This window comes from Phyllobacterium sophorae, assembly GCF_003010965.1.
In the GTDB taxonomy this organism is placed as follows: Bacteria; Pseudomonadota; Alphaproteobacteria; order Rhizobiales; family Rhizobiaceae; genus Phyllobacterium; species Phyllobacterium sophorae.
The window spans coordinates 392,995-409,710 of the sequence record NZ_PGGM01000001.1 but is presented as its reverse complement, the minus strand read 5'-3'; the positions used below and the strand labels follow the sequence as shown (position 1 = coordinate 409,710).

Genomic DNA, 16,716 nt, shown 5'->3' with positions numbered 1-16,716 from the left:
AAATGTTCGCTATCTACAGTTGCATTGCGGTTGAATGGAACGTCAGTCCCTTCAGACCCCTTCGACAACCAGCATTTCGGCGTCGGCGACGGTGATGCGGATTGCCTTTGCGGCTTGATATTCCGGCGAATTGTAGCAATCGACTGCAGCCTGCAGTGACGGGAACTCGATGACCACGTTGCGGGCGCGTGCCTGACCTTCCAGCACGTGATAGTCACCGCCACGCGCCAGAAAGTTGGCGCCGTACTTTTCGAAGGCGGGTTTTGCCGTCGATACATAGTCCTTGTAGCGTTCCGTATCCCTCACGTCGACCCGCGCAATCCAGTATCCCTTGGCCATTCTATTCATCCTTTCACAACCGGATTGCCCGGTAGAGTTGAGAAATTTAAGCCATTCCAGCCAATTCCTGGGCAAGATTCAATGATTCTTGAGCGGATCTTGCTCAAACCTCATGCAATTCTCGCCAGTGGTGCTGCCTCAAGCATCCGACATTTCCGCAAGGATCGCCTCAGCCGCCGCCTTGCGGTCCGGCGCCCCGACGATCGGCCGTCCAACGACCAGATGGCTCGCACCGGAACGGAGCGCATCGGCGGGCGTCATAACGCGCTTCTGATCGCCGGCATCGGCGCCAACTGGCCGGATGCCAGGCGTGACGACAGCAAGGTCCTGCCCGACGATCTTGCGCACCGCGGCAGCTTCCGTCGCCGCACAGACTACCCCGCCCATCCCTGCACGAAGCGCCTGTTCAGCCCGGATCAGGACCAGTGTATGCGGATCATGCTCATAGCCTGCATCGACTATATCCTGCTGGTCCATCGAGGTCAGGACCGTGACCCCAAGGAGGCAGATGTCCGATCCGCGGGCAGCCGCGACCGCCGCCTTCATGGCTTTGGGATAGGCATGGAGCGTCAGCATCGAGACCCCCATCTTGACAATGTTCTCGACACCCTTGGCAACAGTATTGTCGATGTCGAGCAGCTTCATGTCGAGAAAGACTTTCTTGCCCGAGCCTGCAAGCTCGCTGGCAAAGCCAAGCCCGCCCGCAAATGCCAGCTGATAGCCGATCTTGTAGAACGACACCGCATCGCCGAGTTCGCTGACGATCTGCTCGGCTACGTTAAGTGTCGGCACATCAAGGCCTACGATCAGGCGCTCGCGCAAAGCCGCATCCGTCATGACAAACCACCTTATGTTGTTGATCGCTCCCCCATCGCACAGAAGAGCCCTCGAGGAAATACGTCATGAGCATAACCGGCAATGAAATCGCGGTTACCGGCGGGAAACGGCGAATCTCGTATGGTCGATCAGCGATTGGCAGACCCGCTGCATCGACTTGGCAGTATGGTCATCAAGGAAGGAACCATCTTCGGCGAAAGCCTGATGCGCCCGAATAACTGAGCACTGTTCGGTGATGATCTGCGTACCGACATTCATCAGAACGGAGCGCAAATGATAGAGGCCACGGGCACCGCCGAAATTTCCTTCGGAAGAGGAGCAGAGCCCTACAATCTTGCCTGCATAGGGTTTGAAAGGCTTTTCGCCATCCTTGGAAATCCGGCTTACCCAATCGATCGTGTTCTTCAGGAGCGGCGGGATCGAGGAATTGTACTCGGGTGAAGCGATGAGGATGCCGTCATGCGCGGCAAACAGCCGGCCAAGCTTCATCGCGTTTTCCGGAATGCCTTTTTCCTTTTCCAGATCCTGGTCCATGATGGGCAGCGGATAGTCGATCAGCGCAATGCGCGTCACCTCGGCCCCGAGCTCCACCAAGGTTCTCGCGGCCACATTGGCCACCTGTTTGCTATAGGCACCCGTACGGTTGGAGCCGGCAAAGACCAGAATTTTAGGCAGCATCAAAGCCCCTCGCTACTGTGTACGATATGTCGGAAAAGGGACTATAGATTTTCAGTCGACCCGGCGGTAGACCCAAAGCCGGGCCGGCGGAACATTGCGAATGATGAAATCGAGGTGCTCGATCTTGTAATTGCCGCGTCCGGCAGGGACAGGCGACATGGGCCCATAGGTGATCTGCACAATGGGGCGTCCATGCGGAATCCGGCGCAACAGATCCTCGATTATCTTGACCCGATCGCCGACAGGAAAATTCAGAAGCGGCACCGCAGAGACCACCGAATCAAACTTTTGATCGCGTTTGTCGCCGAGTGTCACATCCAGGTTGAAAGCATCGCCCTCGACGATGTTCACGCCGGGGAAATCTTCGCGCAGGTGTTCAGCAAAATCCGGCGAGTACTCGACACTATAGAGATTTGAAGGCTCAACACCGCGGTTGAGAATCGCACGGGTGATGACACCGGTTCCAGGTCCAAGCTCAAGTACGGGGAGGCCTGAATGGGGATTGACGACACTGGCCATGCGGCGTGCCGTGATGGAACTCGTCGGCAGGATCGAGCCGACAGCCTTAGGGCCATGCATCCATCCCTTGAAGAAACGGATTTCCTCGCCGAATTTCTCGGCCAGTTTTTTACCCAAAGGTCGTGACATGCTCATCCTCCGTCGCAGCCAGAAAAGTTTATGACGCAACTCGTGGCGGAAGCAAGGCCGCTCCAACGAGAAGTAGCAATAAAATTATTCGCTTAGGCCCTCAAAGAACTCCTTCATGCGAGCAAAGAAACCTGAAGATTGAGGGCTGTTGTCTTGCGAAGAGATCCGATCGAACTCTTCCAGAAGCTCACGCTGCCGCTTGTTGAGGTTCTGCGGGGTCTCTATTGCGATCTGGATATAGAGGTCGCCCATGGCAGGCTGGCGCAGGACCGGCATGCCCTTGCCCTTCAGGCGGAACTGTTTGGCATTCTGCGTGCCGTCGGGGATCTTGACCCGGGTCTGCGTGCCATCGAGCGTCGCCACCTCGAACTGCCCGCCCAATGCCGCCGTCGTCATCGAGATGGGAACCTTGCAATAGAGGTCCGCGCCATCCCGCTGGAAGAATTCATGCGGTTTCAAAGACAGGAAAATATAAAGATCGCCGGACGGGCCGCCACGCAAGCCAGCCTCGCCTTCACCGGTCAGACGAATGCGCGTGCCGTCTTCAATACCTGCCGGAATATTGACAGAAAGCGCGCGCTCCTCGGTCATGCGTCCCTGGCCGCTGCATTTCGGGCAGGGATCCTTGATGATCTGGCCGCGGCCGTGACAGGTCGGGCAGGTGCGCTCGATGGAAAAGAATCCCTGGGCTGCGCGAACGCGCCCTGAGCCGCTACACATACTGCATGTGACGGGCTGAGTGCCGGGTTTGGCCCCGCTACCCGAACATTCGTCGCAGGTGATCGAAGTCGGAACCCTGATCTGCGCCGTCTTGCCGGTATAGGCTTCTTCGAGTGTAATTTCCATATTGTAGCGCAGGTCTGCACCACGTTCACGACCACTCGACCGCCGCTGGCGGCCGCCACCCATCATCTCGCCAAAAATGTCTTCGAAAATATCGGCAAACCCGCCGGCACCGCCAAATCCACCACCGCCGCCATTCATGCCGCCGTTCTCGAAGGCAGCATGACCGAACCGGTCATAGGCCGCACGCTTCTGCGGGTCCTTCAGCGTTTCGTAGGCTTCGCCAATTTCCTTGAACCGGTGCTCGGCATCGGCATCGCCCGGATTCTTGTCAGGGTGAAATTGCATTGCCAGTTTACGGAAAGCGCTCTTGAGCTCTTTCTCATCAGCGCTTCTCGCTACGCCGAGGGTTTCGTAATAGTCAGCCTTCATCCAGACACTCGTTCCTAGAAAATCGCAGATGCTTCTTCAGAAGCCTTTTAAAGCCGGTATTTAGGTGTTCACCGCCATGAATGCCATAGCCAACTTATATTGATTCGCCCCAAATGGCGCATATTTGCGCATTATTGCAATTATGTGGCAAGTCTTCCACGATTTTGGGTGCGCGGAAACAAACCCTACCGCTCCCATCGACGCGAATTTCCCGTCGAACGCCGCACCTTATCCGTTTCGGACAGTCCTCAATAGTGGGCTTTGCCACGCCTCGACAATCTCCGCCGTTTCGGCCGTTTCCACTTGTTGCGATAGCCGCTGACCAAAAAATACCTGTATAGCGTCGTGTGTCTCGTCCGACGAACTGCATACTGCATCTGTCGCCACTATTACCCGGTATCCCACATCGATGGCACCCAGCACGGAAGCCAGAACGCACACATCCGTTTCTCCACCTGAAACAATCAGCGTGTCGGTATTGGATCGTGCCAAGACCGCCTGCAGTTCGCCGGAATACCAAGGTGAATACACCCGCTTGTCGACCACTGCAGCAGGCGGAACATATTTTGCGAGTTCGGGGACGAGATCAATCTGGCCCGGTTCCAGATGCTCCAGCGTCATGGCATACCAGGTTCTGTAGTAGCGACTCCAACTTCCGCCAGCCGATGCCGGCGTATCTGCAGGGATAAATCGGGTAAAGATTGTGCCGGATGGCAAAAATGAAACCAGTTTATGGATATTTGGAAGAACGCGATCGAACCAAGGCATTGCCCAAGGGCTGTTCCCGGTAAAAATGCCTTGCATGTCAACGCACAAGTGCTTTGTGCATGGGCCGAGGTGGCCAAACCGCAAGCCTGTCGCCACAGCTCATTCTCCGTCATGGATTTTGGATCAGGGGCGCGCCGCCATGTGTTGCGACGGCACGCCCTGACGTTCAGGCGGCTTTCGCGGTCTGGTTGAGCGAACCTTCCGCAAGCGCAGTCAGCGCTTTGTCAGTTGCGGTCTCTTCCTGCAAGGTTGCCGCAAGCAACTTTTGAGCGTCCTTCATACCAAGCTCCCCTGCCCACCTGGCCAGAGTTCCATAGCGGGCCATCTCGTAGTGCTCGACCGCTTGAGCCGCCGACGCAAGCCCTGCGTCGATTGCCGGCTGGCCTTTGAAGTCCTCCAGGATTTCTTCACCCTCTGCTATGAGGCCCTCAATGGCTTCGCATGTCTTGCCCTGCGCACGCTTGCCGAATAGTTCGAACACCTGCTGAAGACGTTCGACATGCACTTCCGTCTGGTCACGATGCTTTTCGAAGGCTGCTTTCAGCTCCAAGGAGTTTGCACCCTTCGCCATCTTCGGCAAGGCTTTGAGAATTTTGCGTTCGGCGTAGTAAATGTCCTTTAGCGTTTCATGAAACAATGTCTGGAGCGTTTTATCTGCCATGTGATCTCTCCCTGTTGGTTGTCAGCAACCACAAAGTAACCATCGAAAGCGGATAGAGTTCCCGCGTGGGATGCTGGCAGCCAAAGCCAGGCGCAAAAACAAAAAGCCCGGCACTGTGGCCGGGCTTTCGCTGGGTATATGGCAGAGATCAGGCGGACTTCTTCTTGCCGTCTTCGTCGATTTCTTCGAAATCGGCATCAACGACATCATCATCCGCCTTGGCAGTCGCATCGGCCTCGCCGCCTTCGGCCGCTTCCGCCGCCTGAGAAGCTTCATACATGGCCTGACCAAGCTTCATCGAAACTTCGGCCAGCGTCTGCGTCTTTGCCTTGATGACCTCGGCGTCGTCGCCTTCCGCGGCTGTCTTCAACTCGGCAAGAGCAGTTTCGATCGCCTGCTTGTCTTCGGCCGAGACCTTGTCGCCATAATCCTTCAGCGATTTCTCGGTCGAATGGATCAGAGCTTCAGCCTGATTTTTCGACTCGACAGCCTCACGGCGCTTCTTGTCGCTCTCGGCATTGGCCTCGGCGTCCTTGACCATCTTCTCGATATCGGCGTCGGACAGACCACCGGATGCCTGGATGCGGATCTGATGCTCCTTGCCCGTACCTTTGTCCTTGGCCGAGACATTGACGATACCGTTGGCATCGATATCGAACGTGACCTCAATCTGCGGAACGCCGCGCGGTGCAGGCGGAATGCCGACGAGATCGAACTGGCCAAGCGCCTTGTTGTCGGCGGCCATTTCGCGCTCGCCCTGGAAGACGCGGATCGTCACGGCGGACTGATTGTCTTCGGCCGTGGAGAAGGTCTGCGACTTCTTTGTCGGGATCGTGGTGTTACGCTCGATCAGACGCGTGAAGACACCGCCCAGTGTTTCGATGCCGAGTGACAGCGGGGTAACGTCGAGCAGAAGAACATCCTTGACGTCGCCCTGCAGAACGCCGGCCTGAATGGCGGCACCCATGGCAACCACTTCGTCCGGGTTTACACCCTTGTGTGGTTCCTTGCCGAAAAAGGCCTTCACGATTTCCTGGATCTTCGGCATGCGGGTCATACCGCCGACGAGAACCACTTCATCGATCTCGCCAGCCTTGAGGCCGGCATCCTTGAGCGCCGACTTGCAAGGATCAACGGTACGCTGAACCAGGTCATCAACGAGGCTCTCGAACTTGGCGCGCGACAGCTTCATCGTCAAATGCTTCGGACCAGAAGCGTCGGCAGTGATAAACGGCAGGTTGATTTCGGTCTGTTGAGCCGACGACAGTTCGATCTTTGCCTTTTCAGCAGCTTCCTTCAGGCGCTGCAGGGCGAGCTTGTCGTTCTTCAGATCGATGCCCTGTTCCTTCTTGAACTCGGCTGCAAAATATTCAACCAGACGCATGTCGAAGTCCTCGCCGCCAAGGAACGTATCGCCATTGGTCGACTTCACTTCGAAAACGCCGTCGCCGATCTCGAGGATCGATACGTCGAACGTACCACCGCCCAGATCGTATACGGCGATTGTCTTGCCTTCCTTCTTGTCGAGGCCATAGGCAAGCGCCGCAGCGGTCGGCTCGTTGATGATGCGGAGTACTTCAAGGCCAGCGATCTTGCCGGCGTCCTTGGTTGCCTGACGCTGGGCGTCATTGAAGTAAGCCGGAACGGTGATGACAGCCTTTTCGACCTTTTCACCGAGATAGGCTTCCGCTGTTTCCTTCATCTTCTGCAGGATCATTGCAGAAATCTGCGAAGGCGAATACTTCTTGCCGTGTACTTCTACCCAAGCATCGCCATTATCGCCTTTGACGATGTGGTAGGGAACAAGCTTCTTGTCCTTTTCGACGGTCGGGTCGTCAAAGCGGCGGCCGATAAGGCGCTTGACCGCGAAGACGGTTCCTTCTGGATTGGTGACGGCCTGACGCTTGGCCGGCTGGCCCGCAAGGCGCTCATCGCTATCCGTAAACGCGATGATCGAAGGCGTCGTCCGTGCACCTTCCGCATTTTCAATGACCTTCGCGTTCTTGCCATCCATGACAGAGACGCAGGAATTGGTCGTTCCCAAATCAATACCGATAACTTTAGCCATTACTCTATCTCCATTCAGCAGGCTGCTGGGACCTCTGCCGAGCATTCCATTCAGCAGCCCCTAGGGGGTTTCAACAATTCAGGACCGCCGAGGCGAACGGTACTTACAGTGTTGGGGGCTATATAAGAAGGGGGAAATTACCATGCAAGTCAGAAGCTGCAGCATTTGCATGCTTAATCACCTTAAAAGACTCGGCAAACGGCCTTTTTAGCCCCATATATCGTCCATGACCGATAGCAGCCTTCACCTCCACGCCCCCGGACACCGGCGAAGCCGGCTGATCAATACATTGCATACCTGGCTGCTCCTGACAGGCAGTCTTGTCCTGCTCATCGTCTGCGCCTGGACACTGGCAGGTCCCGCCGGCATCGCCTACGCCTTTGTTTTTGGCGGAATAAGCCTTTTTGCGATAAGGCGCATCAGTCCTCAAATGGTGCTGACGATGTATAAGGCAAGGCCCGTCACGCGCGGCGAATTCCCGCAAGGATTGGCAATCGTCGAAGAGCTTGCCCGGCGTGCGGGGCTGCCCAAGGCGCCAAAGTTGCATGTGATCCCTTCGCGGATGATGAATGCCTTTGCCGTCGGGCGGAAGGACGATTCGGTCGTCGCGGTCACTGACCAGCTGATTCGGGCTCTGACGGCACGCGAGCTCACGGGGGTGCTGGCGCATGAGATCAGCCATATCCGCAACGAAGATCTCAAGGTAATGGCGCTTGCCGATACGGTGTCACGCTTCACTTCGTTGATGTCGACGATCGGCATTGTCTCGCTATTGTTCAATATCACCTGGCTTGCCAGTGGTTCCGTTGCGCAGGTTCCATGGCTTGGCGTCATCGTGCTGCTGTTCGCGCCGACAATTGGCGGTCTTTTGCAAATGGCGCTGTCACGTACCCGCGAATTCGACGCCGATCTCGGCGCGGCGATGCTGACAGGTGATCCGGACGGGCTTTCCCATGCATTGGTAAAGCTCGAAAAGGCGCAGGGAAAGGTCTGGGAAAATCTCATCCTGCCGGGAGGGCGCATTCCCGATCCCTCAATTCTTCGTACACATCCTCTGACTGATGCACGTGTCGCCCGGCTGAATGCATTGAAAGAGGCATGTGCGGTTGTGGCGCGCGGCGACAAGATGCCGGACGATATTCTCGTCCGCCTTTCGCTCAAGCCGCAGGAGCACATCCGCACGCGGCCAAGATCGGTGCCGCAGATCGGCCAGCAGTATGGGCGCTGGAATTCCAACAATCTGGAAATCCTGTCGCTGATCAACACCCAGGCAATCCATCCGGTCGTGCCGGATGCCGATGCGGATTGCGAGGCTTGTGCCCAGAGCCTCTATGCCCCCAACGGCAAGCCGCGCGTGCATGTCACCCGCGGCGGCGTTTATTGGTAAGGCCCCGTCAGACCGTTTCCCAGTTGCCGGTTTCGTCGGCCCGGTAGATGGCGTCGATCAGCTTCTGGTTGAGGACTGAATTTTCCAGCGTGAAGACCGGTACATCCTCGCCTTTTGCCGCACGGGCAAAGGCTTCAACCTCCAGACGGTAGTGATTGACGTCACTGAAATTATACTCGGTGGCGCTGCTGTGATTGCTGTTGTGGAGCGTTATCTTTGCATGATCGTATTTGCCGGTGTTGAATGGCGCGAGCACGTCAATATAGCCTTCATCACCATGGAACACGATCGATTGACGCGCGGCGAGCTGCGTCGCAACGTAAAAGGTCAGCTCGAACCCGTCAAAATCCGCGCGAACGCTGGCATAGCGATCCGTGCCGAAGTCGGGATCGCGTTCCACCGTGGCTGTGACCCGGACCGGCTCCTTGCCGGTGACGAAGCGGGTGACGACGGTCGGGTAGACGCCGATATCGGGCAAGGCCCCGCCACCCAGCGAAAGCTGGTTGCGCATATTGCCGGCATCCTTGTTGAAATAGGTGAAGGCCGCCTGCACCCGGCGCAGTTTGCCGATCGCGCCCTGCGCGATAAGTTCACGCACTTTCAGCCATTGCGGATGATAGGTGACCATGAAGGCTTCCGAGATCAGCACGCCATTGGTATCGCGGGCGCGCTGCAAGGCCGCAATTTCACTGGCATGCAAGGAGATCGGCTTTTCACACAGGACATGTTTGCCCGCTTCAGCCGCCTTCAACGACCATTCGACGTGCTGCGAAGTGGGTAGCGGGATATAGACGCCGTCAATATCTTTCGATGCCAGCATGGCCTCATATGAGCCGAAAGCATGCGGTGCTCCGAAACGTTCGGCAACTGCACGCGCTTTCATGAGATCGCGGCTGGCGATGCCGGACAGTACGGAATTCTCCGCGTCACAAATAGCGGGAATGACCGCCGTTACCCCGATTTTTGCTGTCGATAATACACCCCAACGGAACATGATGTTTTCTCCTTCTCGCCGGCGGCAACCTAGGTCGTAAACCTGAAGAAATCAATGAAGGCGCGAAGGGCCGGTCGCATCTGCCGGCGACTCGGATAATAAAGGTAGACACCCGGAAAAGGCGCACACCAATCTTCGAGCACGCGGCGCAGCCTGCCCTCTGCAATCGCTTCCGGCGCCATGTATTGCAAAAGGAACGCAATTCCGGCACCGCCCAGCGCGGCCTCCACAACCAGCCGGTCATCACCGAGGATCAATGGGCCATTCACTTCGAGGACGATTTCCTCGCCATCCTTTTCGAATTCCCAGCGATAGATCTGGCCGCTGGAAAAACGCCGGCGGATGCACAGGTGCTCCGCGAGGTCGCGGGGATGCAAAGGCACGCGATACTTTTCGAAATACGCAGGGGCCGCAACAATGCTGGCCCGGATCGGACGGCTCATCGGCACGGCGATCATGTCCGGCTCCAGGCTTTCACCAAGCCGCATGCCGGCATCGACGCCCGCCGCGACGATGTCCTTGAAGGGCTCTTCGACCCGCAATTCCAGCGTGACCCCGGGGTAGACCTCGCTGAAGGCCGCCAGACGCGGCGCAAGCAGCCAGTGGGCGGCAAAGGGCGGAACACTCAGGCGCAGATTGCCGGCAACGCGGTTGTTCGCTTCCTTTACCGCATCGAGCGCCAGGTCGATCTCCCCCAGGGCCGGGCGAAGCCGCTTGAGCAGCAGCGCGCCCTCCTCTGTAACGGCGACGCTGCGCGTGGTGCGGGCCAGAAGCCGCACGCCGAGACTTTGCTCGAGACTGGAGATGGCATGACTGACGGCAGAGGGCGCAATGCCCAGCTCCTTTGCCGCGCCACGAAAGCCGCCGGAGGCAGCAACGGTGGCAAATATTGCCAGTTGAGGAAGCCGGGATCGATCCATTGATCTATCATATAGAACAAGCTGTAAAATATTAAGGCAATTATCGAACAACGTTTACCCGCTTACCTTCGCCTCACCACACCAGAAGGAGCTCAGTGATGGAAAAACGCAAACTCGGAACGGAACTCAGCGTCCCGGCTATCGGACTTGGATGCATGGGCATGACGTTCGCCTATGGCGGCCAGGACGAAGCCGATGCGATCCGGACGCTGCATCGTGCGGTGGATATTGGGGTTACCTTTTTCGATACGGCCGAAGTTTATGGGCCGTTCGACAATGAAATCCTCGTCGGCAAGGCGATGAAAGGCCGCCGCGATAAGGTTGTAATCGCCACCAAATTCGGCTTCAAGATTGCCGACGAGGGCGAAGGTCTCTCGCGCATGGTCGGCGTGGACAGCCGTCCGGAACATCTGAAAGCTGTCGCGGAGTCTTCGCTTGGGCGGCTCGGCATCGAACAGATCGACCTGTTCTACCAGCACCGCGTCGACCCGAACGTGCCAATCGAGGATACGGTTGGCGCCATGGCCGACCTCGTCAAGCAGGGGAAGGTGAAGGCGCTTGGGCTTTCCGAAGCCAGTGCCGCCACGATCCGCCGTGCCCACAAAGTCCATCCGATCGCCGCCGTCCAAAGCGAATACTCGCTGTGGAGCCGCGAGCCGGAAGACGAGGTCCTCGCCGTCTGCCGCGAACTTGGCATCGGCTTCGTGCCCTATAGCCCGCTAGGACGCGGTCTTCTAACCGGCACGATCAACAAGCCCGATGAACTCGGCGCCGATGACTGGCGCAAGACCCTGCCGCGCTTCCAGGCGGAAAACATGGACGCCAATGCCGTACTGATCGCCACGCTGAAAGGCCTGGCGGCGGACAAGGGTGTCACGCCGGCACAACTTGCCCTCGCCTGGGTCTTGCATCAGGGCGATTTCATCGTGCCGATCCCCGGTGCGCGCAAGATCAAGCATCTGGAAGAGAATGCGGCCGCGGCAGATATTTCCCTCTCCGCAGCCGACCTTGCAAAGATCGGCGACGCGCTTTCCCCGACCCGCGTCGCGGGCAAGCGTTACACGGATGCCTCGCTCGCTCTTGTCAACGGCTGATTTCAAAACGCGGGGCGCTGAGCAATCAGCACCCCGCACTGTCTGCAATGGCCGGCGTTGCGTCATCCGCCGGAAAATATTGCTCGATGAAAATCCCTTCCGTCAAAACCTCTTGGGCCGAACCAAAAGCCGTGAGGGTGGTGATCCAGTTGGTGACCGCTTCACCCAGGCGCAGTTGCACCGTAATCACCGGAGGCGGGTTGCGTTCGCTCTCGTCGTTGCGCAACAGCGCTGCAAACTCCGCATCATTTTCATAGATGGCGATGCGTCTGGCGAGTTCGCTCCGCGGACCGTAAAGCCGCGCCTCGTTGCGTGCACGCTTGAGAAACAAAACGGCGACCTCAGGCCAGTTGGCTATCGCTGAACGTACTGGCCCATTTTCCAGCACCAGCGCCAACATGTTGATGCCCGGCGCAATGCCAATGCCGAGCGCATCGGCAAGTCCCGTGAAACCGTCATTGGCAGCAAGGATGTTGTGATCTGCGTCGAAGGCGACCGCCGGCCACGGCGCATGGCGCGCAAGAATCATAAGCAACGTATCGCGTAGCAACGGCGGCAGACCAGCAATACCCTCGCGCTCGGCGGAAAGATAACGCGGCGCAAATCCGGCGGCAGTGAACAGCTCGTTGCGAATCTTGAATGGCAATTCGAGCGTCTCGCAGATGCGGACGATCATGCCTTCGGAAGGACGGGCGCGGCCGGTTTCGAGAAAGGACAAATGCCGAGCCGAAATGCCGGCATCGAGGGCCAGATCCAGCTGGCTTAGATGCCTGTGCGAACGCCATTGCTTCAGTTGATCACCAAATTCCATGGATGCTTCCCATTTTCGAACAGGATGCCATTCAACCTGCAGTGTATCCATTACTTCAGAGGTAATTGTTTCGCCTACCTCTTTCTCGCAATGTGCGGTCATCAACACGAACAAAGGAGAATGAACATGATCAATATCAATCTGAAAACTGGCCTGATGATCAATGCGGTCCTGACAGGCATAACCGGGCTCGGTCTTGTGCTATTTGCCGAACTTTCAGCGATTTATTTGATGCCTGGGGCACCGGTCTGGCTCATTGCCACGCTCGGCGTTGCGCTCATTCTGTTCGCAGTGGATGTCGGCCTCATCGCCCGGTGGAAATCCGCATCCGCGTTGCTCGTCGGCTTTGTCTTCGCCGCGGATCTGCTCTGGGTCGTTGGCGTCCCGGCGATCCTGATGCTGATGCCATCGGCATTTACAGCTCTTGGCGTTATTGCCAGTCTTGCCGTAACGGCTGCCGTTGGCTGCTTTGCCCTTGTCGAATGGCAAGGCCTGAAGGCAATTGGTTCCAGTGAACCAGCTTGATCTGACGCATGCAAGCTAAAGGGCGGCCCCCGGGCCTCCTTTCGCGTGCTCTTGACAGACGAATTGCGGTAAGGCCTATTCCTGACCGCCATTGGCGACTTTAAAAAAACCCGCCGGTGGCTCTAGGGTCAGGACCTGTTAATATGATCGAAATGGCGCCTGAAACGGCAAGAAGATGCGAGGAGAAACGTGAAGGGCGGGGCCTTCCCCCGGCCGAACGGTTCTACACTGCAGCTCGCAGACGATTCGGCGCCCGCAGGATATGGTCTTTTCGCCCGGCTACTTTGTCGCAAAGGCTCGAAAATGGATAGACATTTCCATCGCCTTTGCTCCTCGTATCCGAACGAAAAGCCTCATACCATTTCGACCAGATCAACAGGTCCTGACCCTTTATCGCGCAAGATCGATTTGTCTCAACAAGCCGCGCCAACGGTCTCGCATCGCTGGCGCTGAACCTGGAATACCATGGAAAAAGCAACGAAAAAGTCCCTTCGCCGTTGGGCCGTCGGATTGGTTCTTTTGGGCGTCATCGCCTATTTTGTCCCGTATCTGGTGATTTTCTACGTGATCTGCGGCATCTATGATCTGTCGCGCAACAAGAATTTGAACCGTGATGTGGTCGAGCAATATTTCTTTGGTAACGGCATGTTCACCTGGCTTCTGTCGCCGCTGAACATCGTTCTCGACATCCTGTCGCTGCCCTATGTCAACAAGGGCGTTTACAAGTTGCAGGATCTGCCATCCGATTATCAGGCAGAAGTGAAGCGGCTGATTACGGCGACGCAAAAGGAAAATATCGTAGGCCAACTGCAGGCGCGTGCGGAGCAGCAAGCGCGGAGCATGTTTTTCTTCAAGTGGTATGGCAAGGACCAGCCTAGCTTCGCCAATGTGCCGTCCTTCTATGAGAAGTATAATTTCGTCAAGACGATCGGCGTGTCGGTCTTCAACAAGAAGAATTCGACATCGAAGCATTTCGGACCGGTACGCGCGACGATCCGCGTGCTCTACAACATCAACGACATGAATGACCGCACCGCCTATATCTGGTGCGGCGATACAACGAGCTACTGGAAAGACGACAAGCTTTTCATCTTCGATGACACACTGATGCACCAGTCGGTCAACCAGACCGACCAGACGCGCTACTGCCTGTTCGTGGATATCCTGCGTCCGTCCCATATGCCGGCGTTGTTCGCGGCCATCGTCTCGTTCATGGGTGTGATTTTGAAGGGCAGCAATTCGATTTTCTACAAAAACTGGAAAGTCATCCAGAAATAGGTCCGGGCAAATCAAGAGAAAAGGGGCGCAACGCGCCCCTTTTTGTATCTGAGATTTTCGGATGGCAGCGTTAGCCCCGCAACACACCGCCGGTTTGCTTGCTGACGCTCTCGACAACGCGTCTGGTCAGCGCTTCCAGGTCCTCGTCGTTCAACGTGCGTTCCTGCGGCTGGATCGCGACTTCGATTGCCACGGATTTCTTGCCGTCGCCAAGCGATGCGCCTTCAAACAGATCGAAGACCTGAACGCCGGTGATCAGCTTCCTGTCGCTGGCGAGTGCCGCCCGGACAATGGCGGCTGCTTCCACGGACTTGTCGACGATGAACGCGAAATCGCGGCGCACCGCCTGGAAATCCGAAAGGTTGAGCGCCGGCTTGGTACGGGTTGCCTTCTGCTTCGGCTCAGGGATGGCGTCGATGAAGACTTCGAAGCCGCAGAGAATGCCTGCCACGTCGAGTGTTTCCAGTGTCTTCGGATGAAACTCGCCAAAGGTTCCGAGAATGACCTTGGGTCCGAGCTTAATCGTGCCAGAGCGACCGGGATGATACCAGGCCGGTCCGCCGCTTTCGATCTGCAGCTTGTCCACCGGTGCGCCGGAGGCTTCGAGCACCGCCAGCGCATCCGCTTTTGCGTCGAAAACACTAACCGGAGCGGCATTGCCCGCCCAGTGACGGCCCGGGCCTTCAAGTTTGGCCGTGCCGCGGCGAACGCCGGCAGCAACGCGGCGCTGGGCTTCCGGCGTGTTGCCTTCATAGGTGCCGGAAACCTCGAACAGCGCCAGATCGTTGAACCCGCGATCGGCATTGCGCTGGGCAGCGGCAAGCAAACCTGGCAGCAGCGACGGACGCATGTCGGACATGTCGGCCGCGATAGGGTTGGCAAGCTTGAGTTCGCTCTGGCCGCCGCCAAAAGCCCTGGCGGACTCTTCGGAAATGAACGACCAGGTGACCGCCTCCATCATGCCACGCGAGGCCAGCGCCCTGCGGGCATTGCGGGTGCGGATTTGCAAGGTGGTCAGGATCTTGCCGTTCACTGCCGCGTGGCTGAGCAGCGGCTGCGGATCGATGCGATCTACGCCATGGATGCGCATCACTTCCTCGACCAGATCGGCTTTGCCATCGATGTCCGGGCGCCATGACGGCACCACGACATCCACCACCTCGCCGGTACCCTGCGGCACGAAGCCGAGACGCGACAGGATATCGAGGCTTGTTTCGGCGGTAACGTCGATGCCGGTGAGGCGCTTGACCTCCGATGCCGGGAACTGCACGGCTTTCGGCGTATGGCCGGTATAGCCAACAAGCTGCGTCCCGGAGGGCGTTCCGCCGCAGAATTTCAGCACCAATTGCGTGGCAAGTTCGAGCCCCGGGACCATGAACTCAGGATCGACGCCGCGCTCGAACCGGTAACGGGCATCGGTGATAATACCGAGTGTCCGGCCCGTGCGGGCAATGTTCATCGCATCCCAAAGCGCCGATTCAACCACGACATTGGTGGTATTCTCGTCGCAGCCGGAATGTTCGCCGCCCATGATGCCGCCAATCGATTCAACGCCATCAGCGTCGGCGATGACGACATTGTCCGGCCCCAGCGTGTATTCCTTGCCATTGAGACCGAGAATTTGCTCCCCTGCCCTGGCGCGGCGCACCGTGAGACCGCCCTCGACCTTGTCCGCATCGAAAACGTGCAGCGGACGGCCGCGATCGAAGGTCAGGTAATTGGTGATATCGACCAACGCATTGATCGGACGCAGGCCAATGGCGATCAGCCGCTGCTGCAGCCATTTCGGGCTGTGACCATTCTTTACGCCCCTGATCGTGCGCCAGGCGAAACCCGGGCAAAGATGCTTATCGTCGCCAAGATCGAGCGAGACATTGACCTGCGCCGGGCCGGCACCTTTTACAGGTTCGACCGGCTGGCCCTTGAGCGTGCCGAGACCGGCCGCGGCAAGATCGCGGGCAATGCCGTATACACTGGTGCAGTCCGGGCGGTTCGGCGTCAAGTTGATCTCGATGACAGGATCGTCCAGACCCGCATAAGCGGCAAAGCTGGTGCCGACCGGTGCATCCGCCGGCAGGTCGATGATGCCGTTGTGCTCGTCCGACATCTGCAATTCGCGCTCAGAGCACATCATGCCATGGCTCTCGACGCCGCGAATCTTGCCGACTGACAAGGTCAGATCGATGCCCGGGACATAGGCACCTGGCGCAGCGAAGGCGCCAATGAGTCCGGCACGTGCGTTGGGCGCGCCGCAGACAACCTGCAGCGGCTTGCCGTCGCCCGTATCGACGGTGAGGACCTGCAGCTTGTCGGCATCCGGATGCCGGGAAGCGGTCAGCACCTTCGCAATAACGAAGGGCTTCAACGCGGCCTTGTCGTCAAGCTGCTCGACCTCCAGACCGATCATGGTCAAGGTCTCGACGATCTTGTCGAGCGAAGCCTCGGTCTCAAGATGATCTTTCAGCCAGGAGAGTGTGAATTTCATGATTTCAC

At 57.7% G+C, this 16,716-nt stretch carries 16 protein-coding genes; 4 read left to right on the top strand and 12 right to left on the bottom strand.

What is annotated here, in order from left to right:
- Nucleotides 1-51: 51 nt before the first annotated feature.
- From CU103_RS02070 to dnaK, 8 genes are all read right to left on the bottom strand, one after another.
- On the bottom strand, nucleotides 52-339 hold the full coding sequence (locus CU103_RS02070; protein ID WP_106662239.1) for a DUF1330 domain-containing protein: 288 nt from the start codon (nucleotides 337-339) through the stop codon (nucleotides 52-54).
- 138 nt (nucleotides 340-477) lie between these two features.
- Complete coding sequence (gene pyrF, locus CU103_RS02065) at nucleotides 478-1,176, bottom strand: orotidine-5'-phosphate decarboxylase (protein ID WP_106662238.1); 699 nt, start codon at nucleotides 1,174-1,176, stop codon at nucleotides 478-480.
- 93 nt (nucleotides 1,177-1,269) lie between these two features.
- A complete protein-coding gene (locus CU103_RS02060) occupies nucleotides 1,270-1,854 on the bottom strand; it encodes an NADPH-dependent FMN reductase (protein WP_106662237.1) in 585 nt (194 codons plus the stop codon).
- Between the two features lie 51 nt (nucleotides 1,855-1,905).
- A complete protein-coding gene (gene pmtA / locus CU103_RS02055; protein WP_106662236.1) occupies nucleotides 1,906-2,502 on the bottom strand; it encodes a phospholipid N-methyltransferase PmtA in 597 nt (198 codons plus the stop codon).
- 84 nt (nucleotides 2,503-2,586) lie between these two features.
- Nucleotides 2,587-3,717 (bottom strand): molecular chaperone DnaJ, encoded by a 1,131-nt coding sequence (dnaJ, locus tag CU103_RS02050; RefSeq protein WP_106662235.1) that lies wholly within the window; start codon nucleotides 3,715-3,717, stop codon nucleotides 2,587-2,589.
- 228 nt (nucleotides 3,718-3,945) lie between these two features.
- A complete protein-coding gene (locus tag CU103_RS02045) occupies nucleotides 3,946-4,581 on the bottom strand; it encodes a cysteine hydrolase family protein (RefSeq protein WP_280954576.1) in 636 nt (211 codons plus the stop codon).
- Nucleotides 4,582-4,651: 70 nt separating this feature from the next.
- On the bottom strand, nucleotides 4,652-5,146 hold the full coding sequence (locus CU103_RS02040) for a YciE/YciF ferroxidase family protein (RefSeq protein WP_106662234.1): 495 nt from the start codon (nucleotides 5,144-5,146) through the stop codon (nucleotides 4,652-4,654).
- Nucleotides 5,147-5,294: 148 nt separating this feature from the next.
- Nucleotides 5,295-7,214 carry a molecular chaperone DnaK gene (gene dnaK, locus CU103_RS02035; RefSeq protein WP_106662233.1) on the bottom strand — a complete coding sequence of 640 codons (1,920 nt, stop codon included), beginning with the start codon at nucleotides 7,212-7,214 and terminating at the stop codon, nucleotides 5,295-5,297.
- A 226-nt stretch (nucleotides 7,215-7,440) separates the two neighbouring features.
- Here dnaK and CU103_RS02030 point away from each other — a divergent pair, with 226 nt between their 5' ends.
- Complete coding sequence (locus CU103_RS02030) at nucleotides 7,441-8,601, top strand: zinc metalloprotease HtpX (protein WP_106662232.1); 1,161 nt, start codon at nucleotides 7,441-7,443, stop codon at nucleotides 8,599-8,601.
- 7 nt (nucleotides 8,602-8,608) lie between these two features.
- Here CU103_RS02030 and CU103_RS02025 read toward each other — a convergent pair whose 3' ends face one another.
- Entirely contained in the window at nucleotides 8,609-9,595 is a 987-nt protein-coding gene (locus tag CU103_RS02025; RefSeq protein WP_106662231.1) for a Gfo/Idh/MocA family protein, read from the bottom strand.
- A 29-nt stretch (nucleotides 9,596-9,624) separates the two neighbouring features.
- Nucleotides 9,625-10,515 (bottom strand): LysR family transcriptional regulator, encoded by an 891-nt coding sequence (locus CU103_RS02020; protein ID WP_106662230.1) that lies wholly within the window; start codon nucleotides 10,513-10,515, stop codon nucleotides 9,625-9,627.
- A 98-nt stretch (nucleotides 10,516-10,613) separates the two neighbouring features.
- On the opposite strand from CU103_RS02020, the gene CU103_RS02015 reads away from it, so the two are divergent.
- Entirely contained in the window at nucleotides 10,614-11,609 is a 996-nt protein-coding gene (locus CU103_RS02015; protein WP_106662229.1) for an aldo/keto reductase, read from the top strand.
- A 25-nt stretch (nucleotides 11,610-11,634) separates the two neighbouring features.
- Here CU103_RS02015 and CU103_RS02010 read toward each other — a convergent pair whose 3' ends face one another.
- Nucleotides 11,635-12,420, bottom strand: a complete 786-nt coding sequence (locus CU103_RS02010; protein WP_162707176.1) for a helix-turn-helix domain-containing protein — start codon at nucleotides 12,418-12,420, stop codon at nucleotides 11,635-11,637.
- Nucleotides 12,421-12,546: 126 nt separating this feature from the next.
- On the opposite strand from CU103_RS02010, the gene CU103_RS02005 reads away from it, so the two are divergent.
- Both CU103_RS02005 and CU103_RS01995 read left to right on the top strand, forming a co-directional pair.
- Complete coding sequence (locus CU103_RS02005; protein ID WP_106662227.1) at nucleotides 12,547-12,945, top strand: hypothetical protein; 399 nt, start codon at nucleotides 12,547-12,549, stop codon at nucleotides 12,943-12,945.
- 465 nt (nucleotides 12,946-13,410) lie between these two features.
- Nucleotides 13,411-14,223 carry an aspartyl/asparaginyl beta-hydroxylase domain-containing protein gene (locus CU103_RS01995; RefSeq protein WP_106662226.1) on the top strand — a complete coding sequence of 271 codons (813 nt, stop codon included), beginning with the start codon at nucleotides 13,411-13,413 and terminating at the stop codon, nucleotides 14,221-14,223.
- 70 nt (nucleotides 14,224-14,293) lie between these two features.
- On the opposite strand, the gene pheT is transcribed toward CU103_RS01995, so the two are convergent.
- On the bottom strand, nucleotides 14,294-16,708 hold the full coding sequence (pheT, locus tag CU103_RS01990; RefSeq protein WP_106662225.1) for a phenylalanine--tRNA ligase subunit beta: 2,415 nt from the start codon (nucleotides 16,706-16,708) through the stop codon (nucleotides 14,294-14,296).
- Nucleotides 16,709-16,716: the final 8 nt, after the last annotated feature.